The 23,611-nt window shown below is 67.5% G+C and carries 20 protein-coding genes and 1 pseudogene; 8 read left to right on the forward strand and 13 right to left on the reverse strand.

From position 1 onward, the window contains the following. Positions 1–71 precede the first annotated feature (71 nt). The 3 genes and pseudogenes from QE381_RS10340 to QE381_RS10345 all read right to left on the reverse strand — a co-directional run. Positions 72–1,154: an NAD(P)-binding domain-containing protein gene (locus QE381_RS10340; RefSeq protein ID WP_307217896.1), complete on the reverse strand. Its 1,083-nt coding sequence runs from the start codon at positions 1,152–1,154 to the stop codon at positions 72–74. An 83-nt stretch (positions 1,155–1,237) separates the two neighbouring features. Then, entirely contained in the window at positions 1,238–1,705 is a 468-nt protein-coding gene (locus QE381_RS17890) for a DUF5979 domain-containing protein (RefSeq protein ID WP_373426987.1), read from the reverse strand. Continuing rightward, positions 1,694–8,497: pseudogene (locus QE381_RS10345) on the reverse strand (DUF5979 domain-containing protein); the annotation flags it as partial. The pseudogene QE381_RS10345 and the gene QE381_RS17890, both read right to left, overlap by 12 nt. A 288-nt stretch (positions 8,498–8,785) precedes the next feature. On the opposite strand from QE381_RS10345, the gene argG reads away from it, so the two are divergent. Further along, complete coding sequence (argG, locus tag QE381_RS10350) at positions 8,786–10,228, forward strand: argininosuccinate synthase (protein WP_307217900.1); 1,443 nt, start codon at positions 8,786–8,788, stop codon at positions 10,226–10,228. Between the two features lie 390 nt (positions 10,229–10,618). Here the strand turns inward: argG and QE381_RS10355 are convergent, their stop codons facing one another. Beyond that, positions 10,619–10,879: a hypothetical protein gene (locus QE381_RS10355; protein WP_307217901.1), complete on the reverse strand. Its 261-nt coding sequence runs from the start codon at positions 10,877–10,879 to the stop codon at positions 10,619–10,621. Positions 10,880–11,032: 153 nt separating this feature from the next. On the opposite strand from QE381_RS10355, the gene QE381_RS10360 reads away from it, so the two are divergent. After that, positions 11,033–11,473 (forward strand): zinc ABC transporter ATPase, encoded by a 441-nt coding sequence (locus QE381_RS10360; RefSeq protein ID WP_307217903.1) that lies wholly within the window; start codon positions 11,033–11,035, stop codon positions 11,471–11,473. A 15-nt stretch (positions 11,474–11,488) separates the two neighbouring features. Here QE381_RS10360 and QE381_RS10365 read toward each other — a convergent pair whose 3' ends face one another. The 9 genes from QE381_RS10365 to QE381_RS10405 all read right to left on the reverse strand — a co-directional run bounded on the left by QE381_RS10365 (position 11,489) and on the right by QE381_RS10405 (position 18,151). Then, on the reverse strand, positions 11,489–11,788 hold the full coding sequence (locus tag QE381_RS10365) for a hypothetical protein (RefSeq protein ID WP_307217905.1): 300 nt from the start codon (positions 11,786–11,788) through the stop codon (positions 11,489–11,491). A gap of 1 nt (position 11,789) precedes the next feature. Further along, positions 11,790–12,401, reverse strand: a complete 612-nt coding sequence (locus QE381_RS10370; RefSeq protein WP_307217907.1) for a hypothetical protein — start codon at positions 12,399–12,401, stop codon at positions 11,790–11,792. Beyond that, positions 12,401–13,546 carry a site-specific integrase gene (locus tag QE381_RS10375; protein ID WP_307217909.1) on the reverse strand — a complete coding sequence of 382 codons (1,146 nt, stop codon included), beginning with the start codon at positions 13,544–13,546 and terminating at the stop codon, positions 12,401–12,403. Before QE381_RS10375 ends, QE381_RS10370 begins: the two co-directional genes overlap by 1 nt. Continuing rightward, positions 13,536–13,778 carry an AlpA family transcriptional regulator gene (locus QE381_RS10380; protein ID WP_307217911.1) on the reverse strand — a complete coding sequence of 81 codons (243 nt, stop codon included), beginning with the start codon at positions 13,776–13,778 and terminating at the stop codon, positions 13,536–13,538. The genes QE381_RS10375 and QE381_RS10380 overlap by 11 nt, the downstream gene beginning before the upstream one ends. Continuing rightward, positions 13,775–15,142 carry a replication initiator gene (locus tag QE381_RS10385; RefSeq protein ID WP_307217913.1) on the reverse strand — a complete coding sequence of 456 codons (1,368 nt, stop codon included), beginning with the start codon at positions 15,140–15,142 and terminating at the stop codon, positions 13,775–13,777. The genes QE381_RS10380 and QE381_RS10385 overlap by 4 nt, the downstream gene beginning before the upstream one ends. Beyond that, a complete protein-coding gene (locus QE381_RS10390; RefSeq protein ID WP_307217914.1) occupies positions 15,129–15,554 on the reverse strand; it encodes a hypothetical protein in 426 nt (141 codons plus the stop codon). The genes QE381_RS10385 and QE381_RS10390 overlap by 14 nt, the downstream gene beginning before the upstream one ends. Next, positions 15,551–16,957, reverse strand: coding sequence for an FtsK/SpoIIIE domain-containing protein (locus QE381_RS10395; RefSeq protein ID WP_307217916.1), 1,407 nt, complete (start codon positions 16,955–16,957; stop codon positions 15,551–15,553). The genes QE381_RS10390 and QE381_RS10395 overlap by 4 nt, the downstream gene beginning before the upstream one ends. Positions 16,958–16,968: 11 nt before the next feature. Then, positions 16,969–17,367 carry a hypothetical protein gene (locus tag QE381_RS10400; protein WP_058623021.1) on the reverse strand — a complete coding sequence of 133 codons (399 nt, stop codon included), beginning with the start codon at positions 17,365–17,367 and terminating at the stop codon, positions 16,969–16,971. 100 nt (positions 17,368–17,467) lie between these two features. After that, complete coding sequence (locus QE381_RS10405; protein ID WP_307217920.1) at positions 17,468–18,151, reverse strand: GntR family transcriptional regulator; 684 nt, start codon at positions 18,149–18,151, stop codon at positions 17,468–17,470. Positions 18,152–18,351: 200 nt separating this feature from the next. Between QE381_RS10405 and QE381_RS10410 the strand changes: the two genes are divergently transcribed. From QE381_RS10410 to QE381_RS10435, 6 genes are all read left to right on the forward strand, one after another. Continuing rightward, on the forward strand, positions 18,352–19,134 hold the full coding sequence (locus QE381_RS10410) for an HNH endonuclease signature motif containing protein (protein WP_307217922.1): 783 nt from the start codon (positions 18,352–18,354) through the stop codon (positions 19,132–19,134). Beyond that, positions 19,131–19,367: an ABC-three component system middle component 6 gene (locus QE381_RS10415; protein ID WP_307217924.1), complete on the forward strand. Its 237-nt coding sequence runs from the start codon at positions 19,131–19,133 to the stop codon at positions 19,365–19,367. Before QE381_RS10410 ends, QE381_RS10415 begins: the two co-directional genes overlap by 4 nt. Continuing rightward, entirely contained in the window at positions 19,357–21,144 is a 1,788-nt protein-coding gene (locus QE381_RS10420; RefSeq protein WP_307217926.1) for a DUF2326 domain-containing protein, read from the forward strand. The genes QE381_RS10415 and QE381_RS10420 overlap by 11 nt, the downstream gene beginning before the upstream one ends. 308 nt (positions 21,145–21,452) lie before the next feature. After that, positions 21,453–22,127, forward strand: coding sequence for a hypothetical protein (locus QE381_RS10425; RefSeq protein ID WP_307217927.1), 675 nt, complete (start codon positions 21,453–21,455; stop codon positions 22,125–22,127). 185 nt (positions 22,128–22,312) lie between these two features. Continuing rightward, positions 22,313–22,735 carry an NAD(+)--rifampin ADP-ribosyltransferase gene (gene arr / locus QE381_RS10430; protein ID WP_307217929.1) on the forward strand — a complete coding sequence of 141 codons (423 nt, stop codon included), beginning with the start codon at positions 22,313–22,315 and terminating at the stop codon, positions 22,733–22,735. 88 nt (positions 22,736–22,823) lie between these two features. Continuing rightward, a complete protein-coding gene (locus QE381_RS10435; protein ID WP_307217931.1) occupies positions 22,824–23,585 on the forward strand; it encodes an SDR family NAD(P)-dependent oxidoreductase in 762 nt (253 codons plus the stop codon). Positions 23,586–23,611 lie beyond the last annotated feature (26 nt).

Raw genomic sequence — 23,611 nt, forward strand, 5'->3', positions numbered from 1 at the left:
GCCGCTGGCGCCGTCCACAGCCGGACCAGCACGGGGTCCGCATCCTTCACGACTGACGCATCGACGCCCGGTCAGGTGGCAGCGCGTTCGGCCACGATCGCGCGGACGGCGTCGCGACCGGCACGATTGGCGCCCACGGTCGACTGCGAGGGGCCGTAGCCGATGAGGAACAGGCGCGGCTCGTCGATCGAGCGGCCATGGGCGACGCGGATGCCGCCGGCGGCCGTCCGGAGCCGGAGCGGCGCAAGGTGGCGGATCGCGGGCCGGAACCCGGTCGCCCAGAGGATGACGTCGGCGGGTTCGAGCGTGCCGTCGGGCATCCGCACCCCGTCCGGCTCGATCCGGACGAACATCGGATGCCGCACCAGCACGCCGCGCTCCTGCGCGCTCCGGGCCCACGGCGTCCAGTGCTGACCGGTGACGGAGATGACGCTGCCGACGGGCAGGCCCTGCCGTGCCCGGTCCTCCGCCCCGGCGATCGCCGCGATGCGCGCGGCCTCGTCGAAGGCCTCGTCGGTGATGTCGACGGGAGCACGGGTGACCCAGAAGGTCTCGGCCACGTGCGAGATCTCGTCGAGCAGCTGCACGGCCGAGATGCCCGCGCCGACGATGACGACCCGTTGCCCGGCGAGCTCCCGGGCATCGACATAGTCGTGCACGTGCAGCTGACGGCCGCGGAACGACGACGCGCCCGGGACGGCGGGCAGGTACGGGGCCGTCCACGTGCCGGTCGCGTTGATGGCGTAGCGGGCGGCCCAGGAGCCCGCGGCATCCGTCTCCACGAGCAGTCGTTCCCCCTCGCGCCGGACGGCGCGCACCGTCACGGGCCGACGCACCCGGAGATCGAACCGATCCTCGTAGGCGGCGAAGTACGGCGGCAGCGCGTCACGGCTGGCGGCGGCGGGGTCGGCCGGGGGCACGGGCATTCCCGGCAGCTCGTGGATGCCGTTGACCGTCGCCATGCGCAACGACGCCCACCGGTGCTGCCACGCACCGCCCGGCGCGGGGTTCTGGTCCAGGACGACGAAGGTCCCCTCCGACGCATCGGCTCCGTCGACGGACGGCACGAAGCCGCGCCGCCGCAGGTGGTACGCGGCCGAGAGCCCGGCCTGCCCGGCGCCGATGACGACGACATCCACCGATCGAGCGCTCACCGTGGAGTCAACCGCGCACCGCCGGAGGGCATTCCGATGCCGCGTCGGGGTGCGCGGGACAGGACCGCGCACCCCGGCGTTCGTCAGGCCCGCCGACGGCGGCGACCGAGGAACAGCAGGATGCCGCCCAGCATCGCGATGAGGCCCAGGGCTCCGACGAGCGTGACCGCGCGACCGTTCACGCCCGTGGCGGCCAGCGGCTTGTCGAACCGATTGTCGACGTTGATCCCGAGGGTCGTGTCAGCGGCGATCGTCACGCTCGCCCCGGCCGTGAGCAGGGCGTGGTCCGAGGTGACGGTCACCTGGTTCGCGTTGCCGGTGCGCGTCTCGGTGAGCACGCACTGGGCGTCGGTCGGCAGATCCGTGTAGACGACAGGCGTCGCCACCGTGAGGTCGCGGTCCGCGCCGCCCGGGATCGCGAACGCCGCGCCGTACCAGGTGCACGCCAGGCTCACGCCGAAGACGTCGTCCACGTGGTCGGACGCGGCCGTGCCCGACACGGTCTTCGTGACCGAAAGGGTGCCGGCCGTGAACGTGTTCGCGATCGTCATCTGCGGCACCGTGGCCGCGTCGAGGAGCTCGACCGTGCCGCTGGTGCCGGTGACCGGGGTCCCGCTGTCGACCGTGACCGTCGTCGAGCCCGCGTGCTGCGCCTCCGTCTCGGTCACGTCACACGTCGCACCCACCGGAAGGTCGGCGTAGCTGGTGCGGTAGGCGTTGTCGGCCGTGAGCTGACGCTCTGCCCCGCCCGGCACGGTCAGCGGCGTCACGACGCCGTCGACCACGGAGGTGCACACCGCATCGACGGTGAACGGCCCGGCGGCGCCCGGGTTCAGCAGGTTGCCCAGGCGCGACTTGACCACGTCGAACGAGGCGAGGTCGAACCGGTTGGTCGCCGTCACGACGACGCTGCTGACCGGGTTCGGCGCTGTCGGCGCCGCGATCGTGACGGTGCCGCCCGCGGGGCTCATCGACGCGTCCGTCGCGCCGCCCGTCGTCTTCTCCGTGACCACGCACGTCGTGCCCGCCGGGAACACCCCGAAGGTCTCCGTGTCGCCGCCGCGCAGCGAGAACGTCTCGTCCAGCAGCTGCTGGCTCCGGTACGTGCACACCGCGGCGAATTCGAACGATCCGGTTCCGTAGAGCGCGGCACCGGTGCCCGTGACCGCCTTGGCGACCGTCAGCGTCCCCGCGTCGTAGCCGTTGGTGACGGTGACCACCGCCGGCGTGGTGCCCGGGGTGATGGTCGCGACGCCCGCACCGCGGTCGACCACGTTGGTCCCGATGATGACGGTGTCATCGGCGGCGGAACGGTTCGCCTCGGTGAGCGTGCACGACGATCCGACGGGGATGCGGTCGGCCGGCGCCGTCCACGTCCCACCCGCCGTGGCGATCGTGAACGGCAGCACGGTCGAGGTCGCGCCGTCCAGGACGACGGGCGCCCCGGTCGCGGTCGTGCAGGAGAGCGTGAAGCCGAACGGACCGAACGAGCCGGTCGTCGCCCGGGTGTCGAGCTGCTTGGTGACCGACAGCCCGGTGTACTGGTAGTCGTTCGTGATCGTCGCGATCTGCGCCGCGGGAACGGCGGCCTGCGAGCCGTCCTGCGGGGCCGCCTCGGTCACCTGCAGCGTCGTGGGAGAGCCCGTGCGGGAGGTCTCGCCGAACTTCCCGACGCCTCCCTGCTCGGTGACCGTGCACGAGGTGCCGTCCGCGCTGAGCGGGATGCCGTCGATGCGCGCCGTGTACCCGTTCGCGGCGTCGAGCTCGACCGTGGCGTTCGCCCCGAGGTCGAGCGGTGCGGAGCCGGCCGAGCAGACGACATCCGCGAAGAAGCTCGCCGGTGCGTAGCCGGATGCGGGGCCGGTGATCTTCTTGGTCACCGCGATCGAGCCGAAGCGCAGGTGGCTCGCGACCGCGTTCGGCGCGATCTTCTGCGCCGTCGTCCTGCTCGCGTCCAGGTACTTCACGCCGTACTGGTTCCAGACGATCTGGTCGGTGGCGGGCACGGCCGCGGTGGCGCCCGAGGGGGTGCTCGAGCTCCGGAGCACGTTGCGCGTCGAGTAGGTCACATCCGCCGACTGCCCCGACACCAGCGCACCGGCGGCCGTCGTGGTGAAGTCGAGCGCGACCCGGATGCCGGTGACGGCCGCCCAGTCGGTCGAGCTGCTCACGGCCGACCACGCCTCACCGCTCTGCTCGCAGACGGGCTGTGTGACCAGGTTCGTCCAGGTCCCGGCGCAGACGTTCGGGCTGGTGGTCACCTCGATCGTCTGCCGGGTGCCGGCGGGGACGTTCGTCGCGAGCGAGCCAGCGACCAGCTCCGGCCGGAACTGCGAACCGCGGTTGCCGCCCGTGACCAGGAAGTCGTCGCCGGGTGTCGGCAGCTGGTCGAAGACCGTCATCTGCGACACGGGGACCGTGCCCGCGTTGACGTTGTTCAGCACCCAGCCGTCGGTGCCGCCGACCTCGGAGTTGGCCACGCAGGGCGAGCGGAAGTAGGGGCCGCCGGTCGCCTGCAGGTTCGCGACGCACGCCCGCCCGGATCCGTCGGGACGGTAGGCGCCGGGGAGCGCGCCCTTCACGCCCTTGGCCGTGAACAGGTTGGGGCCGGACACCGCGCCGATGTAATCGGTCGTGCCGCAGGTCTTCGGGTCGCTGGCCCACGCGCCGGTGGTCGATCCTCCAGCGACCGTGTTCCGGCAGTTGGTGAGCTGCTCGAGCGTGTTCACCGTCATCGTGTTCGTGGCCGTCGCCCCCTGGGCGAGGCCGGGCTGCAGCACGAGGTACAGGCGGATGGTGAAGACCTCGTTCGGCTTCATCCGGTTGCCGCCGGAGGGCCACGTGAAGGTGACGGCGCCTCCGTCGGGCGCGACGGCCATCGACACCTGGTCGGAGAGCAGGCCGTCGGCCTGCTTGGTGTAGACCGGCGCGGTGTCGCCCGGGATCAGCTGGGCCGGCAGCGTGTCGGTGAGGTGATCGACGGTGAGGAACCCCGTTCCCGTGTTCTGGAACGTCAGGTCGAAGGGAACCGTCGCGCCGACGGCGGCCAGGCGGCTGCCGCCGTTGGTGAGCTTGTTGACCGCCAGCTGATGCGTCCCCTGGCTCAGGGTGACGTTCGCCTGCGCGTCCACGGCCGGCGAGTCGTTGCCGTCGGTGCGGGTCGACTGGGAGGTCTGGACGTTGGCGACCGTGTGGTCGAACACGATCGCCGCACCGGAGGTCCGGTCGGTCGCGCGCACGTGGGCGGTGAAGCTCGCCGAGGTGTTCCAGCTCGCCGCCGGGAGCGTCTGCGAGAACAGTCCGCCGTCGGCACGCGTGAACGTGAACCGGATTCCCTCGATCGTGTTCGCGACGACGCCCTGCGGCAGCGCGGCGGCGGCTGCGGGAGCACCGAGCACCCACGCGCCGTTGACGACGACATCCACCTGGACCCGGTCTGCGCCGGCAGGCTTGGTGACCGAGCCGAGGGACGCGAGGTCGAACGCGTTCCAGAAGTCGGTGGCCTTCGCGTGGTCCTCGATCACGACCTTGTTGGGCGCGAGCGTGCCGGTGCCGGACGTGGCGCCGAGCGTCACCGTGACCGGGTTGCCCTTGGCGGGCTCCGGGATCAGCGACGGGTCGATCGACTTCGACGGCCGGATGTCGACCGTTCCGCCCGTGAGGGTGACCGTCGCGTCGTCCACGTCGCCCACCTTCGCGTCGGCGGCGCCGTCCGGCGCGAGCACGGGGTCGTAGGACTGTGCGAAGGCGCGGTTCATCACGTCGACCGTCTTGCCCGCCGGCAGCACCTGGTCCGCCCCGCTCGAGCGCAGGGTCGGCCGCATCCTGCTGTCCACGACGATCGACAGCGTGTTGTCCTGCGTGATCAGGCCGGTGCCCTGGGCGCTCTTGCCGGAGAAGGTGACGCTGATGCCCACGACGTCCGAGAGCTGGGCTTCGGTGTAGGCGTTGACGTTCGCGGCGGTGTCGTGCGTCGCGGTGTACGTGCCGGGCGAACCGGGCTGGTAGTGCAGCAGCCAGACCGTGGCCTGGGACAGGTCGGTCTGAGCGGGGATGCTCGCGGCGATCGTCACCTTGGTCGCCGTGAAGCGCTCGAACGGGTTCGGCACGTCGGTGTTGGTGAGGTAGTCGCGCGAGGTGTCGAACGGATCGGCGAAGGCCGCGCTCACGTCAGACTCGCAGGCCGGCAGCGAGGTCTGGTCGCAGGTGGCGGGGTCGGTGAGTCGCAGCGCGCTCGCCTTCGCGGTCGAGTCGTTGTGGCCGGTGATCGTCCACTGCGCGGTCGGGTAGCCGCCCGCCGGAGTCCCGACGACCGGCGTGTACAGGGGTCCGCTCGGGGTCACGGTCTTGTTCACGTCGACGCCCGGGCCCTGGTTCACGATCGCGATCGTGTCGTGGTCGCCGTCGGTGAGGTCGGCGCCGCCCGCGAGCGGCTTCGCGGCGATGCCGACCGAGTTGTCGACGATGCCGGCGCCGCCGTTGAGCACCGAGGTCTGGGTGACCGGCGTGCCGCCCGAGCGCGTCACGTCGCGCAGCTGCCACGCAAGGGTGAACGTCCTGTCCGTTCCCCCGGAGCCGAGCCCGGCGCCCACGCCGGAGCCGGGCGCGGGAGCGTACGGGTCGAAAGCGGCGCCCGGCTGGCCCGCGGCCCGACGGGCGGCGGTGTCGGCGGCGGTCTCCTGGAGGATGAGCCGGATGCCGGTGGTGGTGGCCCGTTCTTCGGGCTTCAGGGTGTACCCGATGAATCCGCGGCTCGTCGTCATCCAGCCGCCGGCGGGCACTGAGGCCGAGACCCACGCGTGGGCGGCGGAGTCGTACAGCTGCACGTCGGTGATCGTGTCGTACTTGAGGTACCACCCGTTGCTGTACGGCGTGTTGCTCGCCGCGATCGCGTTGACGCCGAGGAGATCGAACGCGTCGAACGCGGTGTTCTGGGGAGTGCCCTCGCCGCTGCCCGGATCGGTGATCGTCACCGGGGAGAAACCACTGGACACGTGCCAGGTGAGGTTCGTGTTGGCCTGTTGACCGGACTGCGCGTCGACGAAGTCCTTGTCCCATGCCTTGTGGATGTCGGGACCCGTGCCGGGCGGGGTCTGCTGCGTCACGATGGAGCCGCGAGCGGTCGTCGAGGCATCGGCGGCGAGAGCGTGGTTCCCGGCGGTCTTGCCGTCGACGTGCGCCGTCGCGGCGTTGGTGTAAGCGGTCGGCCGGTTCGGGCCGGGCGTGCTCGCGCCGCCGGTGCGCAACGATGCCTGGGCCTGGAACACGATGTTGGGCGTGACGGCCGTGGCCGACGAGAAGCCGGTGTCGCTGTGGAATGCGAAGCGGATGCCCTCCACCTGCGCGGGGGTGAGAGCCGGGTTGAGGGCGGCGAGCGCCGCAGCCGTCGCGGCGGCGTCCCGCTGGTAGACGAACGCCTGTGCCTGAGCGGGCGCGACATCGAGCGTCACCCACGTGCCCGAGGCATTGCGCACCTGGATCGTGAGGGAAGCGCCGGCCGGCACCTGGGTCGGTGCGATCGCGTGGAGGTCGAACGCGTTCCAGAAGCCGCGGGTCGAGGCGTCCCAGGCGTCCTCGACGATGATGTCGTGCATGATCGCGCCATCGCCGGTGGCGGTCGCGTTGGTCGGCAGCGCGGCGATGACGGAGTCGCCGGGAGCGACGGCGGAGCCCGGACGGATCGTCTTGCTGATCTTGACGGCGACGCTCGGGTTGAGGATGCTCAGCTTCGCGGTGTCGCTGGAGTGGCCCGTGAGACCGTTCGCGGCGGTGACGGTGGAGGCCGCCGTGTTGGTGAGCGACGCGGACGGCTTTCCGGCCGTTGCGTTCTCGTCGGTCTGGATCGTGAAGCTGGTGCCCGCCGTCGTCGACGCGTCGATCGGGGAGCCGGCGTAGACGATCTCGAATCCGGTGATGGCTCCGCTCGGCGCGGCGGGGGTCGCGCCCTGCGCGAAGGGGACCTCCTGCGTGCCGCCGGACGCGAGGTGGTAGACCACCTTCGCCGTTGACGCGCCCGCCGGCCATGCCGGGGCGGCCGTGAAGCCGCCGAACGCGATGCTCGTCGTGAAGAAGTCGAGATCGGAGATCCGCAGCTCGGCGACCGGGACGTTGCCGTTGACGGCGGTGATGCTCGCGGCAGCCGACTGTCCGGCGGTGATCTGACCGGGGGAGATGTTCTTGGTCGTGGCGACGCTCGGCGTCGCCGGAGCCTCGGTGTAGCTGGCCGACGCATCCTTGTTCGCCGACTGGGAACCGACGGTCGCGATGCCGTTGGCGACGTTATTGACGGTGTGGGGCGCGGTCGAGAGGTCTGCGCCGGTGTCGCGCTGGGTGGACCGCTGCGCGAGTCGAAGGTCGAACGAGACGGCGTCGCCGGGCGGGATGGTGCCGAGGCAGGTGACGCGGATGCCGCCGACCTGGCCGTTCGTCACGCCCGAGGGGAGCGCGAGCGTCGTCGAGGGAGGTCCGGTCTTCCATGACCACGTGCCGCCGCTGAACACGTACGCATCCACCTGGACCGAGGTGCAGGACGCGGGGACGGCGACATTGCCGAAGCCGGTGAAGTCCATGATCGTGAAGGGGTTGCTGGGGTCGAGCGTGGCCGCCCCGCCGTTCGCCGTCTTGGGCTCCTGGATCACGAGCCTGTCGGCCTTCACGTTCGAGCCGTTGCCGACGCCCAGCGAGATCGTCGAGGCGGTCCCCGGGGCGAAGGACTGCGTGTTCGGGGTCCAGGTCTTGGTGACGTTGACCCCGACGTGGACGGGCGCGTCGACGGTGATGGGCGCGGAGTCCGATGCAGGGTTCGAGTTGGTCGCCGTCACCGTCGCGGTGTTGACGATCGCGGTGCCCTGGCCGGGCGGGTAGTCGTCGGGCACACGCAGGCTCACCAGGAGTGTCACCGTCTGGCCCGCGTGGAGCCCGGTCGCGGTTCCGTTCTTGATGGACTGCTGGAGGTCGACCGTGATGCCGGTGCTCGTGCCGATCGTGGCGGGGGCCGTGCTCGTGCCGCCGGGCGACCAGGTGATGCTGTGGGGGGTGGTGGACGGGGTGAACTGCACGTTCTGGACCGCGAAGCCGTCGAGGCCGGCGGGGAAGGCATCCGTCAGCTGCGCGTCGACGCAGTCCTGCTCGGAGCAGGTGACCGTGATCGTGTAGGTGAAGGTCTCGCCCGGCTTCGGGGCGGAGTTGTCGACCTCCTTGCTGAGCTGCAGGTACTGCGGGTCGCCGGGTGCGGCGATCGCCGCGGCGGGCGTGACGGCGAGGCCGGCGAGCACGAGCCCGCCGATCGCGAGGAAGGCGAGGACACGGGACGTGAGCGTGCGACGAGGGGATGCGGCGGCCATGTCAGCGCCTCCGCGATCGAGGGACGAAGCAGCAGGCGGCGATGCCTGAGAGGGCGCACGGAAGCGCGCACGAAGGGAGGGGCATGGCTGCACCTTTCGGGTCGGAGAGCCATCGCGCAGGAGTGCGAGAGAACGCTTGATGCTAGGAAGCCGCGCGTCAGCGCGATCGGCCGCAGCCGTGAAGTTCACCCCACAATTCACCCTCGGGTGAATTGCTCGCCTGCGCGGATCGGGGATGTCGGCGGCGGCCGCGGGGCCGGGGCTGCGCGCGTCAGTAGGATTGAGGTCATGTCGAAGGTCCTCGAGTCCCTGCCCGTCGGCGAGCGCGTCGGCATCGCCTTCTCGGGAGGGCTCGACACATCCGTCGCCGTCGCGTGGATGCGCGACAAGGGCGCCGTGCCCTGTACCTACACGGGCGACCTGGGGCAGCCCGACGAGGACGACATCGAGTCGATCCCGGGGCGCGCGCTGCAGTACGGCGCGGAGGTGTCGCGGCTCGTGGACTGCAAGACGGCGCTCGTCGAGGAGGGCTTCGTCGCGCTGTCGTGCGGGGCGTTCCACATCCGCAGCGGCGGGCGCACCTACTTCAACACGACGCCGCTCGGCCGCGCCGTGACCGGCACGCTCCTCGTTCGCGCGATGAAGGAGGACGGCGTCGACATCTGGGGCGACGGCTCGACCTACAAGGGCAACGACATCGAGCGCTTCTACCGCTACGGGCTGCTCGCCAACCCGGCGCTGCGCATCTACAAGCCGTGGCTCGACGCCGACTTCGTGCGCGAGCTGGGTGGTCGCCAGGAGATGAGCGAGTGGCTCGTCGCCCACGGCTTCCCGTACCGCGACTCCGCGGAGAAGGCGTACTCGACCGACGCGAACATCTGGGGCGCGACGCACGAGGCGAAGACGCTCGAGCACCTCGACGTGTCACTCGAGACCGTCGAGCCGATCATGGGCGTGCGGTTCTGGGACCCGGCGGTCGAGATCGAGACCGAGGACGTCACGGTGACGTTCGACCGCGGACGCCCCGTGGCGCTGAACGGCACCGAGTACACCGACCCGGTCGAGCTCGTCTTCGAGGCGAACCGCATCGGCGGACGCCACGGGCTCGGCATGAGCGACCAGATCGAGAACCGCATCATCGAGGCGAAGTCTCGCGGCATCTACGAGGCTCCCGGGATGGCGCTGCTGTTCATCGCGTACGAGCGGCTCGTGAACGCGATCCTCAACGAGGACACGCTGGCGACGTACCACGAGCAGGGCCGTCGTCTCGGCCGGCTGATGTACGAGGGACGCTGGCTCGAGCCGCAGTCGCTCATGCTGCGCGAGTCGATCCAGAAGTGGGTGGGCTCCACGATCACGGGAACCGTGACGCTGCGTCTTCGCCGTGGCGAGGACTACAGCATCCTCGACACGACCGCGCCGGTCATGTCGTACGGTCCGGAGAAGCTGTCGATGGAGCGCGTGGGCGACGCCGCCTTCGGCCCGACCGACCGCATCGGGCAGCTCACCATGCGCAACCTCGACATCGCCGACTCGCGCACGCGGCTCGAGCAGTACGCGAGCATGGGCCTCATCGGCGGCCCCACCGGCGCGCTGGTCGGAACGCTCCGCCGCGGCGAGGCAGAGGAGATCACCGAGCACGCCTCGCCGTTCTCGGCCGAGCGCGAGGAGCTCGCCGAGGCGACGGATGCCGTCAACGAGGCGTCCTCGTTCGAGTTCGGCGCCGACTGAGGCGTCGTGTAGGGCTGCGCTTCGACGTGACTCGGCTCGCGTGGCTCACGACTGAAAATCGTGAGGTCACGGGATCGACGCCCGTCGGAGCCACACGGACCGTCGTTACAACGGTCCCAGAAACCCTCGCCTAGCTTCTACATGGCGGGGGTTTTGCTTTGCCCTGGTGAGAGGTGATTTCCGGATCGTAGTCCTTGCCCCCATGGGCACAGTCGTCGAGGGATCACGCCGAGAGAACACGCGCGCTATGCACGGACGAGAGCTGCTGTCGCCGTGCGACTGGGCCGGTCTCGGGCCGGTCGCCGCCGCGTGCGGCTTGAATATGCCCGACCTGACAGTCTCCGCTCGCAGGCAAACTGAGAGATCGACGACTCACCGCCGCGCCGCGACCTATGTGCGCACGAGGGCGCGGATGTCGATGGCGAAATGCCCCTTGTAGTTTCCGAACTCCATCACGACCGCCTGGCCACATTCGCACCAAGCGGTGAGGCTGACGTTCGGAGAGTACTCCTTCGTCGACTCCAGGCTCGCGACGTGGCCCGTGGGGTGCAAGGTCGACTCGCCGCATGTCGGGCAGGCGACCTTTCCATCCATTAGCTCGCCTGCGTTGAAAAAGGCTGCATATGTGTGCTTGCTGCTGTATCCAGGCATAGGTCGATCCTGTCGCGGCCCACGTATGCCTGTCTACGACGCCGCCACGGGTCGCACCGTGGACGGGTTGACTGCGTGGATCCCGTCATACCCGCGATAGACATCCGAGATTCTTGATGAGAAGCTTCTCTGTTCTGCGCGAGGAGGTAGCTGATGGGCGTTGAGGGTCAGAACGAGGACTGGGAAGGCATCATCCGCGAGATGATCGCCGATGCCACAGAGAGCGCGCCGACCGAACCCGGCGTGTACAAGATGCCGTGCGGCGAGTGCATCGTCGATTTCTTCCTCAACGCTGAAGGTCAGGAGCGGTGGCTCATCGCCGGCGACGCGCGCTCATACACTCGCGAGACGGTGGCGATCGCACGTCACGGCGAGCACCCGTGGCGACGGCTGTACACCCTTGCTGAGGCCGCCGCGGAGATCGCGACGCTGGCTGCGAGCCGGGAGGTCAGCGCTGACCGCTTGATCGAGGAGCTCGTCGAGACGACGGAGGATCGGGAAGCGGAGCGAATTGCACGAGCACGCCTGGCCATGGATTCCGAGCCGATCGAGGACGTCGCCGATCGCTTCGGTATCGACCTTAAGGACCTGTGAAGCGGTTCGCGAACTTCACGCCGGAGGCGGCTTCCGGGTCGCATCATCCTCCGACACGGGGCGGTCTTCGTCCAGGGCTCGGACGATGCGTTCGTAATCGTTCTCGTCGATGAGATCATTCATGAACGCGTACTCGACGACCTCAAAGCTGTTGTCTCGAAACTCCCAGTCGTCGGAGAGACCGGTCGCTCGATGCTTGGGCTCGTAACGCCAACAGCGAAGGATGCGAACCAGCTCTTCACGTGAAATCCGCTCGTCCGCGGCGGCACGGACAACGTCCATCGCGGTCGAGAATTCAGAACTGGACTCGCTCACATCACCACCTCCAGATCGCGTCGGGGATCTCGGCTCCAACGATGAGCGAGAGCTTCCGCTTGGTCTTGTCCAGCGTGTTCCCCAGGGTCGCACGATCTTCGGATGGAACCACAAGATCGGGATACCCGTCGAGCGCTACCCACCCATTGAGCAGCGTGAGATCCAGATCCCATTCGGTGTTCGACAGGTCGCGATAGCGTTCGCGAGACCGCTCGATGTCTGCCTCGGCATCCGCTCGGTCCCAGCCGTTCACTCGACACAGGGTCGCAATGACGGACTCCCATCGGTCGTTGAGTTCTGCCAGACCGGAGTGCTGTGTTTCGTGGCAGGCGCCGCACAGCGCGATCACTCCCTCGAGTCGCTGGACGGGATGAGACGCCGTCGCATCGAAGTTCCACATCTCGTGACAGTCCGGGTTGCGCGTGCCCTCGCCGTAGAACGAGGGCTGATCGCACACTTCGCACACTCGACCGGCGCGCTCCGCGGTTCGACGACTGAGCGCAACCCACCGGGAAGTCGGGAGGATCGCCCGCAGGTTAGAGCCCCACACGCTGCCAGGCAGCCGGTCAGCGCCCAGTGTTGTGGAGCCGTCTCCGTTCCGGATGATGGTCATCAGTGTCCGCTCCTTTTGGCTTGAACAGGGTCTGAGCCGAACAGCGAGTCGATGGCGGCGGCGGCTCGCTTGGCGACGTCGGACCGAGCGCGGCTGTACCGCTCAGTCATTTGCATGCTCGAGTGGCCGAGCACCGCCTGCACGTCGTTCGCTGAAGCGCCGGCGTCGAAGAGCATCGTCGCGAGCGTGTGGCGCAAATCGTGCAGCCGGAGGTCGTCGCGGTGCAGCTTCGAACGAAGCGCCTTCCAGTCGATCGCACGGCGCACGTTCGAGGCGTTGATTCGTCCGCCGCGAGGACCCGTGAACACGAGTTCGCCGCGGTGCTTGCCGGCCATGGCCTCGGTCAGCGGTGCGACGAGCGGCGTAGGGATCGGCACGTCCCGTTCTTTATGGCTCTTCGGAGTCAGCTCAACGCCGCGCCCGTCCGCGCCGATGCTGAATGCGCGCCGTACGTGGATCGTCCGGTGCGAAAGATCGACGTCTTCCATGCGCAGTGCCGTCGCCTCATTGGCGCGCATACCGGTGTAGACGAGAGCGGCGATGTAGCGCCGATAGTGCGCATCATCGATCGCCGCGAGCAGCGTCGGCACCTCCGCGGCCGTGAGCGCGCGAGATCGCAGGCTCGTCGCCGACTCGGACTTTGGACGACGCGCGAGCCGCGCTTGGTTTAGCGGCACGAGGTGCGCGCGTACCGCGCCGTCGAGCAGGCGACTCAGCACCGAGAGCGCATCGATCCGCGTCGATGTACTTCCCTCCCAGCCGGTGATCGCCTCTTCGATGACGCCCGCCGTGAGCTTCTCGAGCTTCACGTGGCCGAGCCATGGTTTCACCCGTAGCCGCCAACCGCGCTCGTATGCACGCGCCGTTGACGCACGCACACTGCCCTCGATGACCGACCAGTGCCGCGAATGCCATTGTGTGAGCGTCATATCGCCGTCGGGGTAGCGGCGAGTGAGGGTTTCGGCGCGGAGCTTCTTCGCCTCGGCGAGCGTCTCGACGAAGGTCGATCGTTCGCGCTGCTCGCCGTTCAGCCCGATAGCCCAGACGCGCACCTGATACTTGCCGCGATCCTTACGGAAACGGATGCCCTCGGGCAGGGGGCGCCGCGTCTTCGGGTCGATCCGCTCGGCTCGTTCAGCGGACACCGCGAGTACCGCCTGCCTGGAGGAACGCTGCGACAGTCGACGCTCGCCACAGCATGTGCTTGCCCATGTGCGCATCCGGGAACGGGAACCGGTTCTGGCGACGCAGCGAATCGAACGTCGACAACGGCACGCGGCAGAGCGCGGCGGCCTCGCGGCGAGTCAGGTAACCGTTCTGCTCGGAGTTATCGGCGATGTCGATCTCGGGGTCGTCCACGAGCGTGTGAGTGGTCATGTCGTGCTCCTTTCTGTGGTTGGGGTGTTGCGATCTCGTGCGCGATCGTGACGCCACTGGCGGGCGGCATCCGCGGCTTCTCTCGCGAGTGCTTTGTCTCCGACGGTGAGCCAGCCCATGCCGGCATAAGCCCATGAGCCGATGACGAGTACCTCGTCGGGGCTGATCTCCTCGGTCGGCTTCGTCCGTGCGAGCAGGTGCTCGAGGCGCCAGCTCCGTCGTGCACCACGGAGCGATCCGAGTGTCACGGAGTAGCGCCGTGACTTCGTGGAGAAGTGCCCTCGGAAGCCGAGCATCCCGTCCCAGCGATGCAGCTGTTCGTACGGTCCTTCGGGATCGACGACAGCCGCCAGCTCGCGAACGGTCGACTTGATGCGCTTGATGTGATCACGACCGGCGCCCGTCGGCTCGAGGTCTTCGGTCGCTTTGGTGGCGTACTTCGCGATGTAGGCGGCCACAGCGCGGTCGGACAGTGCACCGTTAAGACCCTCGCGACGCACGATCGGCCGCACGTCGAACTGCTTGCCCCAGGTGAGCGTGCGAGTCCTTGCGTCGCCAGGAAGTGGAGCCGCAGCGACGCTTGTCTTCCTCACGGCGGACTGGATCGCTGTCACCAAGTGATCGGTCGTCACTGCTGCCGGCGGCGCCGGGAAAGGGAACTCGGGATGGATGCCGTCGAGCCGGATGATTGCGTGGAAGTGGACGACTCCCCGACGCTGGAACTCGGCGACCTTCGCGAATTGCAGCCGTACGACGCGGGCCGCTGCGCGCTGCGTCATGCCGAGCGATCGAGCCAGCTCACGACGCAGCCGGATCGTGAACCGACGCCACAACTCGGGCGCGTGGTACTGCCAGACGACGTGACCGACGTAGTCGTAGCACTCGGCGCACACCGCATCACCCCGCTGCGGATCGTCGTCGTCGTGGTGGCAACGGCATCCTCTCGGCTTACCGTGCTCGCAGACGCCGGTGCGCCGGTCGACGGCGGTCGTGTGAACGGCTCCGAACGACGGGGCTGTGAGCGTGAGGAAGACCATCGGGTGCCCGGCGACCTCCTTTGGCACCTCCTTCATCCCACCCGCAGCACCGGCCATAATCATGTGCCAGGTGTCGCCCTTGTACTCGTAACTGCAGGACTCGCAGCGTGTGGCGCGTCGATTGCCGCACCGAGTGAAGGTGACGCCGTCCGGTTCGCTCGTCGACGAGTACTCCGAGAGGATCTCGCCGGATGCCGCGTGGAGCGTCGTCGAGGACCCGACGAGACGCACCGGGTTGAGGCAGTAGCCCGTCGAGGCGACATTGTGCATCCAACGGTCGTACTCCTCGCTGCGGAGCCGCCGCGCGACGGACTCATCGAGACGCATCGGTCACCACCATCACGGGCACCGCGCACCCGATCGGGTACGTCAGGCCCATGGGGTCGTCGTACCAGGTAATGCGGCAGATCTTGTCGCTCTCGCCGGTCTCGCGGCGCAGCTCCTGCCACTTGATGATCTCGGCATCCATGCACGAAGCGTTGGCGACCGTTGGGCCGTAGTCCTCGAGCATGCTGTCATCGACGGCGGGGGCGTCGTACCGTGCGACCTTCACCATCGCGACGCTGTTCCACTTCTCCCCCAGGTTGCACGGAGCGAGCATGTCAGCGGGGCGCGTCACCGTCGTCTGCCGACTCGGGACGACTGACGGGCTGACGGTTGGTGTTGCGCAGCCCGACAGCACGAGCGCCGAGACGAGGCCGACGATGGTGGCCGATGCGAGGCCGCGGTTGCTGTTCATGATGCGGTTTCCTTTCGTGAGGTGCGTCGCGGGGGTCGCGGCGCACGGGGTGAGCGCGACTGACGCTCGTCGGAGGCGGGTGGTTCGGGGATGACGACAGGCACCTGCCGCGGTGCGGCATACCGTGACGAGACGTCGCGGATCATGTCGTCGGTGATTAGTCCGGCGCGGACACGCTCGGGAGGACGGCCGTCTTCGGGCAGGACATAGGCGACGCCGGGAGTGGTCGGCGAGATCTCGTGACAGCGTGCGCCTACCGCCACGGCTCCGTCGCCGAGGACCATCGCGGTCTCCATGCGGTCTCGCAGTCGGAGCCCGACCGTCTGAGTGAAGAGACCGCGTGCCGGCAACGTCTCCTTGCGCGGATCTTGGAGACAGGCGAACACGATGAACCCGACAGCGCGGCCCTGTGAGGCGAGAGTCGCGAGAGCGGAGTTGGCCCGGCGGAGCAGATCTCGATCGGTCTCGTAAGCGGTGAGCGCCGCGAGCTCGTCGATCAGCACGACGATCGTCGGGCTGTCGAGGGTCGCGACGTGCTGTCGGGTCTTGCCCGCCAGATCCTTCGCTCGCTGCTGCATCGCGGCGACGGCATCCTCGAGCAGAATCACCGAGCGCTCAGCGTCGGCGGCGAATCTCGTGAGAAGCGAGCGCCCGAGAGCGAGTTCCATGCCGCCCTTGCGATCGATGCCCCAGACCTCGACGAGGCCACTGTGGATGGGTTCGGCGAGCCCAAGGAGCAGACCCCACACCAGCGAGGCTTTGCCGCTGCCCGACGCGCCGGCCACGAGGGTGTGGGGACCGAGGCGAAGTGACCAAGGTCCGCCTGTTGCGTCTCTGCCCATCTGGACCGTCTTGCCGTCCCACGCCACGGGCAGGTCGAGGGAGAACGCGAACTCGAGCGCATCCACGAACTCGAGCCGCAACGCCATCGCGCCGATGTGCTCACCGTGGACCGTCGCGCGACGTGCGCCGAAGGCCTGCGCGAGCAGATCTGCCTGCGCCTGCAGGTGCTCACGTCCGAGCCCTTGCGGGAGCGCAACACCGAAGGCGCAGGTCCACCCCTGCCACACAGGCGTGCTGATTGCGGGGACAACCATGCCGCGCGTGCCGTAGCCGGGGACACCGAGGCGGACGCGCATCGCTACCCCGGGCCAGTTCGCGAGGATGTTGCGTGAGACATCGCGCCTCCACTTGTCCTCGGGACGGCGCGGCATCCGTAGCGCCGTCACCGTCAGCCAAAGGCTGAGCAGAAAGACAAGTGCCAGGCAGCCGACGTTGAACGCAACCTGCACGGCCGGCGCTGGCGGCAGCCACGAGATGACTACGACGATCGCCGCGGCCCACCACCAGCGACGCAGGAGGATGCCGACCTCGTCGCCCCAGCTACGCAGTTCGCGCGGCACGGTAGCCCGCATTACTCCGCACCCCGAGGCTTGGGCGCCGGCTTCATCTCGCGGGCGCGAAGCGAGTAGGCGACGCGCGGACGCCCCTGCCCCTCCTTGACGTACGGCGTAACCGTGAGCCCCTCAAACACGGCCGGGCGGAACGGCAGTCCGTTCAGCTCGGGCGGCAGCTGAGGCTCGGAGATGCTCGCGATCTTGACGGTGACCTCGCCCTGGCCCTTCTTGGCGTCGGGGTCGGCGTCGATCACGCGCACTTGCCAGAGCGGGTGACCGGAGTTCTTGTCGAGGTCCTGCCCCTGCCGCTCGCCGTCGTCGGACCACTTGACGATCGGCTCGACCTCGCCGACGACGAACGCACCCCGCGGGAAGAACGCGTCGAAGCTGACCGGGATCGCTGACTGAATTGCCATTAGATTCTCCTATCTAGTTATCTAGACAAGTTGCGATGATCGGCAACCTGACTAGAAGTGGTGCGATCATCGTTCCACTTGTCTAGATAGGCTGTCAAGTCTAGATGGTCTCAGTTGTGGTGACTGGCCATGAGCCCGAACGGCTACTGATGCTCGCGATCACCGGCCGCTCGGACCCGCTCAATCCAATGCGTGTCACGAGCAATGCGGCTGGGTCATCTCGGTTCACTCGGGCGGATACGATCCACTGCCGTGCGGCCGCTAGAGCTTCGGCGGCCCGAAGGTGAGCGTCGGCGAGTTCACCCGGAACAAAGACTGTCGTCTCGTCCCTGCGCCCGGGCGCCGGTTCGAGCTGCACCGAGATCGCAACCAGCGACCCGGAAGAGAGCAGGAGGGCAGACCGCGCCCACCCATCGTCCGTCGCCTCGGCCTCACCTCGACCGGCGACTAGAACCCTGTGGATCCGCTCGCGCCACTCCCCCTCGTTGGGCGCGGTTGTTTCACCCATCTGAAGTCGCTTAGGAGCGAGTTCTCGATCAACGAACACTCCTCGCCCTTGCTCCGACCGAACAACACCCTCGGCCTTCAATACGCGAAGGGCCTCCCGCGCCGTCATCCGCGCGACGTCGAACTTCGCGACCAGTTCCGTCTCCGAGGGCAGCTTGGTGCCCGGCTGCAGCTTGTGAACTTCGATCACGCGCCGAAGCTCGTTCGCGATCTGCCGATACGCAGGCACGAGCGCACCCTTGAGCCCGCGCAGCTCGCCAACCGGAAACTCACTCATCTAGACAGGATATCGCTCCGCCCGCTCCGAGCTGTGAGAACTTTCCTTACTCGTTCAAGGCCGGCCTCCGGCCGGCGCCGCCACCTGCGGTGCGTCCGGTCCTCGCTCCGCTGCGGTCCGGGCGCTCCTCGGTGGCGACACGACAGGCTCGACTTGGCGGTTCACAGACCGGATCCCCTAGGGTAATCCGAGGGGGAGCGATGGCACGGTCATATCTGGACAGCACAGTGAAGCAGCTGTTCATTTCATGCGGACATCTGTGCCCGTTCCCCGGATGCACCCTCGCCCTAGTCGACTACGGCAGCAATCCCCCCACAATCTTGGGAGAGATCGCACACATCGAGGCGTCGTCGAATGAGGGTCCCCGAGGGAACGCAAACCTCACGGCGAAGGCCCGAGATGCGTACGACAACCTCATCGTGCTCTGCCCGACGCATCACACACTCGTCGATAAGGATCCGAGCCGCTTTTCTACCGAAGACCTCCGAAGCTGGAAGGCCGATGCCGAGCGAGGAGTACGAGAGCGCCTCGCTATCGCAGTCGTTTCAGTCTCATTCGCGGAGATTGGACTCATCTGTAACGCATACGCGGATGGCACGCTCGGAGCCGCCTCCACACCCATGGTCGCAATGGACCCGAGCAAGAAGATGGACCACAACAACCTGACGGATCGAGTGCGCCCGCACCTGACCACGGGCCTCGCCCAGGCCAGCATGGTCGCGGACTTTCTTCGACGGCAGGGTCAGCTTGTGCCTGCGTTTCCTGCGCGACTGCGCAGCGGGTTTCTTACCGAGTACGACCGACTTCGGTCCGACGGAGCGACGCCCGACGACGTATTCCTCGGCCTCATCACGTTCGGGACGACCTCGGCCGCAGCCCCTCAAGATTCGCTGGAGCGACGATTTCTGCTGCAAGTCGCTGCGGCCGCCGTTCTCGCCCACCTTTTCGAAGTCTGTGACATATTCGAGAGCCCGCCCACATGATCTTGCCCGACAAGTACACCCCAGCAGCAGACTCGCTTCTCGGCCAAGGGGCGCAGATGCTCGCAGACCGACCAGCCGACGAATCGACGGTTAGCGAAACGTGGGTGCGATTCAGCGCCCGGTACCCCGACGCCCCTTTTGATCGCTTCCTCGAGGCGATGAGCCTGCTCTTCATGCTCGGCGCGGTGCGTTTCGAGCTGGGAACACTTCGATGGAGCACGCATGAGGCTTGAGGCGCTCTCTGCCAACTTCGACGGTTTCCACGACGTCCACTTCAACGACGCTGCCAGCTTCATCGTCGCGGAGCGGGAAAGGGAGTCAACGAAGACCGATTCCCGCAATGGACTCGGGAAATCGACGACGATATCGGTAATTGACTTCTGTCTTGGCGGACAGCTCTCGCGGCAGCTGCAGCCCACCGTAGGCAGGGGGTGGCGATTCTCGCTCGCACTAGAAACCCGAAACGGTGCTCGACTGGTAGTCACGCGATCGCCCGACAACGCCTCGGAGATCGAGGTCACGGGGAACCGAACCCGCGCGGGTCTGCAGGACCCCAACGTCCCCGACGATCAGCCTCTTCGACTCGGAACCACAACTTGGAACCGGTGGCTACAATCACAGAGCTTTCCTGCAAGAGGCGTGGCGGCGGAGACGCCGACTTGGCGTAGCCTCATCCGCCACTTTGTCCGCTTCAAGACAGACACATTCATAGACCCCTTCCGGACTGTCAAGAATCCTGGTGCCGAACAACTTCAGAAGGAGAACGCTTACCTCCTGGGGCTCGACTGGAGCATCCCGGCGGAGTGGGCCTCACTGCGAGCAGACGTTGCGAGACTCGACGCGTTGGATGTCGAGGACATCAGTCTCGACGACAAAATTGCGTCTGTAGAGTCTCGTCTCGCGAAGGCCAAGTCCCGCGCCGTCGCGCTCGAGCGAGAGCTCGGCGAGTTCTCCATCGTCCCGGAGTACAAGACCGTCGAACGTGAAGCGAATCGCACCGCAACCAGTATCAAGAAGCTAACTAACGACATCATCTCAGGCGAGCAGCTGATCGCGCTTTACGAGAGCAAGCTGGATGTCGAAGCGACCACTGGCCAAAGCCGTATCGCCGAACTTTACAGTGAAGCAGGCGTGGTCCTCGCGGACTCTATTGTCCGATCGCTGGAAGAAGCACAGGCCTTCTACGTTCAGGTCTCGACCAATCGAGCAAACTACCTTCACGATGAGATCTCTCGGCTCAGTGACGATCTCGAGGCAAAGCGCGCCACCCGCGCCGACCTGGACGCTCGGCAAAGCGAGGTCATGCAGATTCTCAACTCCGGCGGCGCTCTCGAGGATTTCGCGGAGCTACAAAAGCGACTTGCAGCAACTCAAACCGAGGTCTCGACGTACCAGCTGGAGTTAGAGGAGCTGGGACGCATAAGCGCGCGGCGGGTGAAGCTCAAGTCGGACGAGGCCACCCTTGCTGCCCGAACGCGTCGCGATCTCTCCGAGCGTTTCGAGCGACGATCAGACATTCTCAATCGTTTCGCCGAAATACTCGAGCTACTCTACGGCGACGATGCCGAACTCCAGATTTCCATCGGCCAGCGGCGGACCGGTCTTCAGCTCAAGATGAAGCTGCCGAAGGGCGGATCTGACGGAGTCGACAAGATGGCGATCTTCGCATACAACATCGCCATCTCTGAGTCGTTCGCGAAGCAGAGCATCGGACCCGGCTTCCTCATTCACGACAGTTTGCTGTTCGCGGACGTCGATGAGAGACAAGTAGCGCAGGCATTGGAGATTGCGGTGGCATCCGCCGAGTCTTTCGGCTACCAGTACATCGCGGCATTGAATAGCGACAAGATCCCTTGGGCGGACCTCGAGGCCGAAGAAACGGTGCGCGACAACACGGTGCTCATACTTAGTGACGCCACACCCGCTGGCAGCTTGTTCGGCGTTCGGATCACGAACGAGACCTCTGCGACTGTCGAAGCTCTCCTCGATGACGAGCTGGCGGAAGAGTAGCGCTATGCAGGGGCGGCTGCCGGACCGGAAACGCGGTTGAATCGAGTCGAGATCGGCCGCGACGAGCGAAGACGACTTCCGCGGAGATCTGGCCCGCGAGGCCCTCACTTCTGCTGATCCACCGAGATCAGGGCGAGCCGCCGTCGCGGATCCCATGACTCGGGTAGGCTCCCGGTGACTCCGTCACGCGAAGCGCCCGCAGGGCCGGGAGCCTACCCGAGTCATGGGAAGACGAAACCCCGGCGATATGGCTAGAGCCAGTGATCGTTCCGGGGTCTTCGTAGAAGAGCTTACGTCATGGAGGCTGAATGTCAACCGCATCCGGCCCCTTCGAGTTCGACGTGTACAACGAGCTGCTCCCTCTCGTCACGGCAGAACGCCTCGGTTCGTATCTGCGCGCGAGTGGTGGTGATGTCTCCGACGCGTTCGCTCTCTACGAGTGGAACATGCGCGCTGCCGCGAGCGTCATGGAGCTGACGTCAATGGTCGAGGTCCTTGCGCGCAACGCCCTTGATCGGGAACTCCGAGAATGGGCGCATCAGAGGCGCGGCGGCGCTTCATGGCTCGACGTCGCGCCCCTCGATCAGCAAGGATCGGCAGACCTCCACAAGGCGCGAGATCGAGCGACTCGGCGCGGTCGACGACCTGAGGTCCACGGTCGCGTTGTCGCTGAACTTCCCCTCGGATTCTGGCGCTATCTCGTCGAATCTCGATACTTGACGGCTCTGTGGGTTCCCACCACACATCGCGCGTTCCCCGCGGGTGACCCCGACCTCCGCACCCGACAGCAGGACGTCGCGTTCCGGATGCAGCAGCTCAACTTCGTCCGAAACCGCGCGGCCCATCACGAACCGATCCACGAACGAGATCTAACCAGGGATCTACAGTTCGCTATGGATCTCGCTGCGTGGATCTCGCCAGCAGCAAAGAGCTGGGTAGCTGCAACTTCATCGTTGCCGTCGATCATCTCGAGCAAGCCGTAGGGCGAACGATCCTGGGCCGGTCCCGGGCCGGGAACCCGACTGAAACCACCCACCACCAGCCGTCACCAACGAGCACGACTTCCGCGGAATCACGCGGCGAACGAGCACTCGTGAGCACCCACCGACCCCGCGAATACAACTGAAAATCGTGAGGTCACCGCCGGGCGCGGCATAGGTTGGAGCGCATGAGCGCCGCAGACGAGACGGGACCGTTCTTTCATGGCACGACCGCCGAGGTGGGCGTCGGCGAGCTGTTCAGCGCGGGCTTCCGCTCGAACTATCGCCCCGACGTCGTGATGAACCACATCTACTTCACCGCGCTCCGCGACGGCGCGGGCCTCGCGGCCGAGCTGGCGGCCGAGCTCTCCGGCGATGGCCGCAAGCCGCACGTGTACGAGGTGATGCCCACCGGCCCGTTCGAGGACGACCCCAACGTCACCGACAAGAAGTTCCCCGGCAACCCGACCCGCTCGTACCGCAGCAGGGAGCCGCTCCGCGTGGTCCGCGAGGTCACCGACTGGACGCGGCTCAGCCCCGAAGCGCTGCAGCTGTGGCGCGACCGGCTCACCTCCCGGTCGCCCGAGGAGCGCGGCGAGATCCTCAACTGACCCGGCGCGGGAGCGGAAGCGGTCGGAGCGCAGGAACTGGAGCGAACAACGCCGACGCGCGCGCACGCGGCGGGCATAGCCTGAACGCATGAGCATCCTCGAAGGAACCGTCGCACTCGTCACCGGAGCCTCGAGCGGCATCGGCCACGCCACCGCACGCACGCTCGCCGCCGACGGCGCCGCCGTCGCACTCGTCGCGCGCCGCGGCGATCGGCTCGCCGCCCTCGCGCAGCAGATCACGGATGCCGGCGGCAGAGCCCTCGCGGTCGAGGCCGACATCACCGACCGCTCGCAGGCCCGCGACGCCGTCGCCCGTACGGTGGCCGAGCTCGGCCGCCTCGACATCCTCGTCAACAACGCCGGCGTCATGCTGCTCGGCCCCATCGAGGACGCGCCGATCGACGAGTGGGACCGCATGATCGACCTGAACCTCACCGCCCTCCTGTCGATGACCGAGGCGGCGCTGCCGCACCTGCTCGCGGCGGCCGAGAGCGAGCCGCGCCGGGTCGCCGACCTCATCAACATCTCGTCCACCGCGGGCCGGCAGGTCAAACGCGGCTCCGGCGTCTACAACCTGACCAAGCACGGCGTCGGAGCGTTCAGCGAGTCGTTCCGCCAGGAGTTCAGCCGCCGCCACCTGCGCGTCGGTGTCGTCGAGCCGGGCGCCGTCGACACGGAGCTGCGAGACCACCTCCGACCCGAGATCCGCGACCTCCAGGCCCAGCGCCTCTCGACGATGGAGCCGCTGCAGGCCGAGGACATCGCGGACGCCATCCGCTACATCGTCACGCGCCCGCGCCATCAGACCGTGAACGAGATCCTCCTGCGGCCCACCGAGCAGGACGACTGACGCAGCACGACCGACGCAGGACGACA

This window comes from Microbacterium sp. SORGH_AS_0888 (genome assembly GCF_030818905.1).
Classification (GTDB): domain Bacteria; phylum Actinomycetota; class Actinomycetes; order Actinomycetales; family Microbacteriaceae; genus Microbacterium.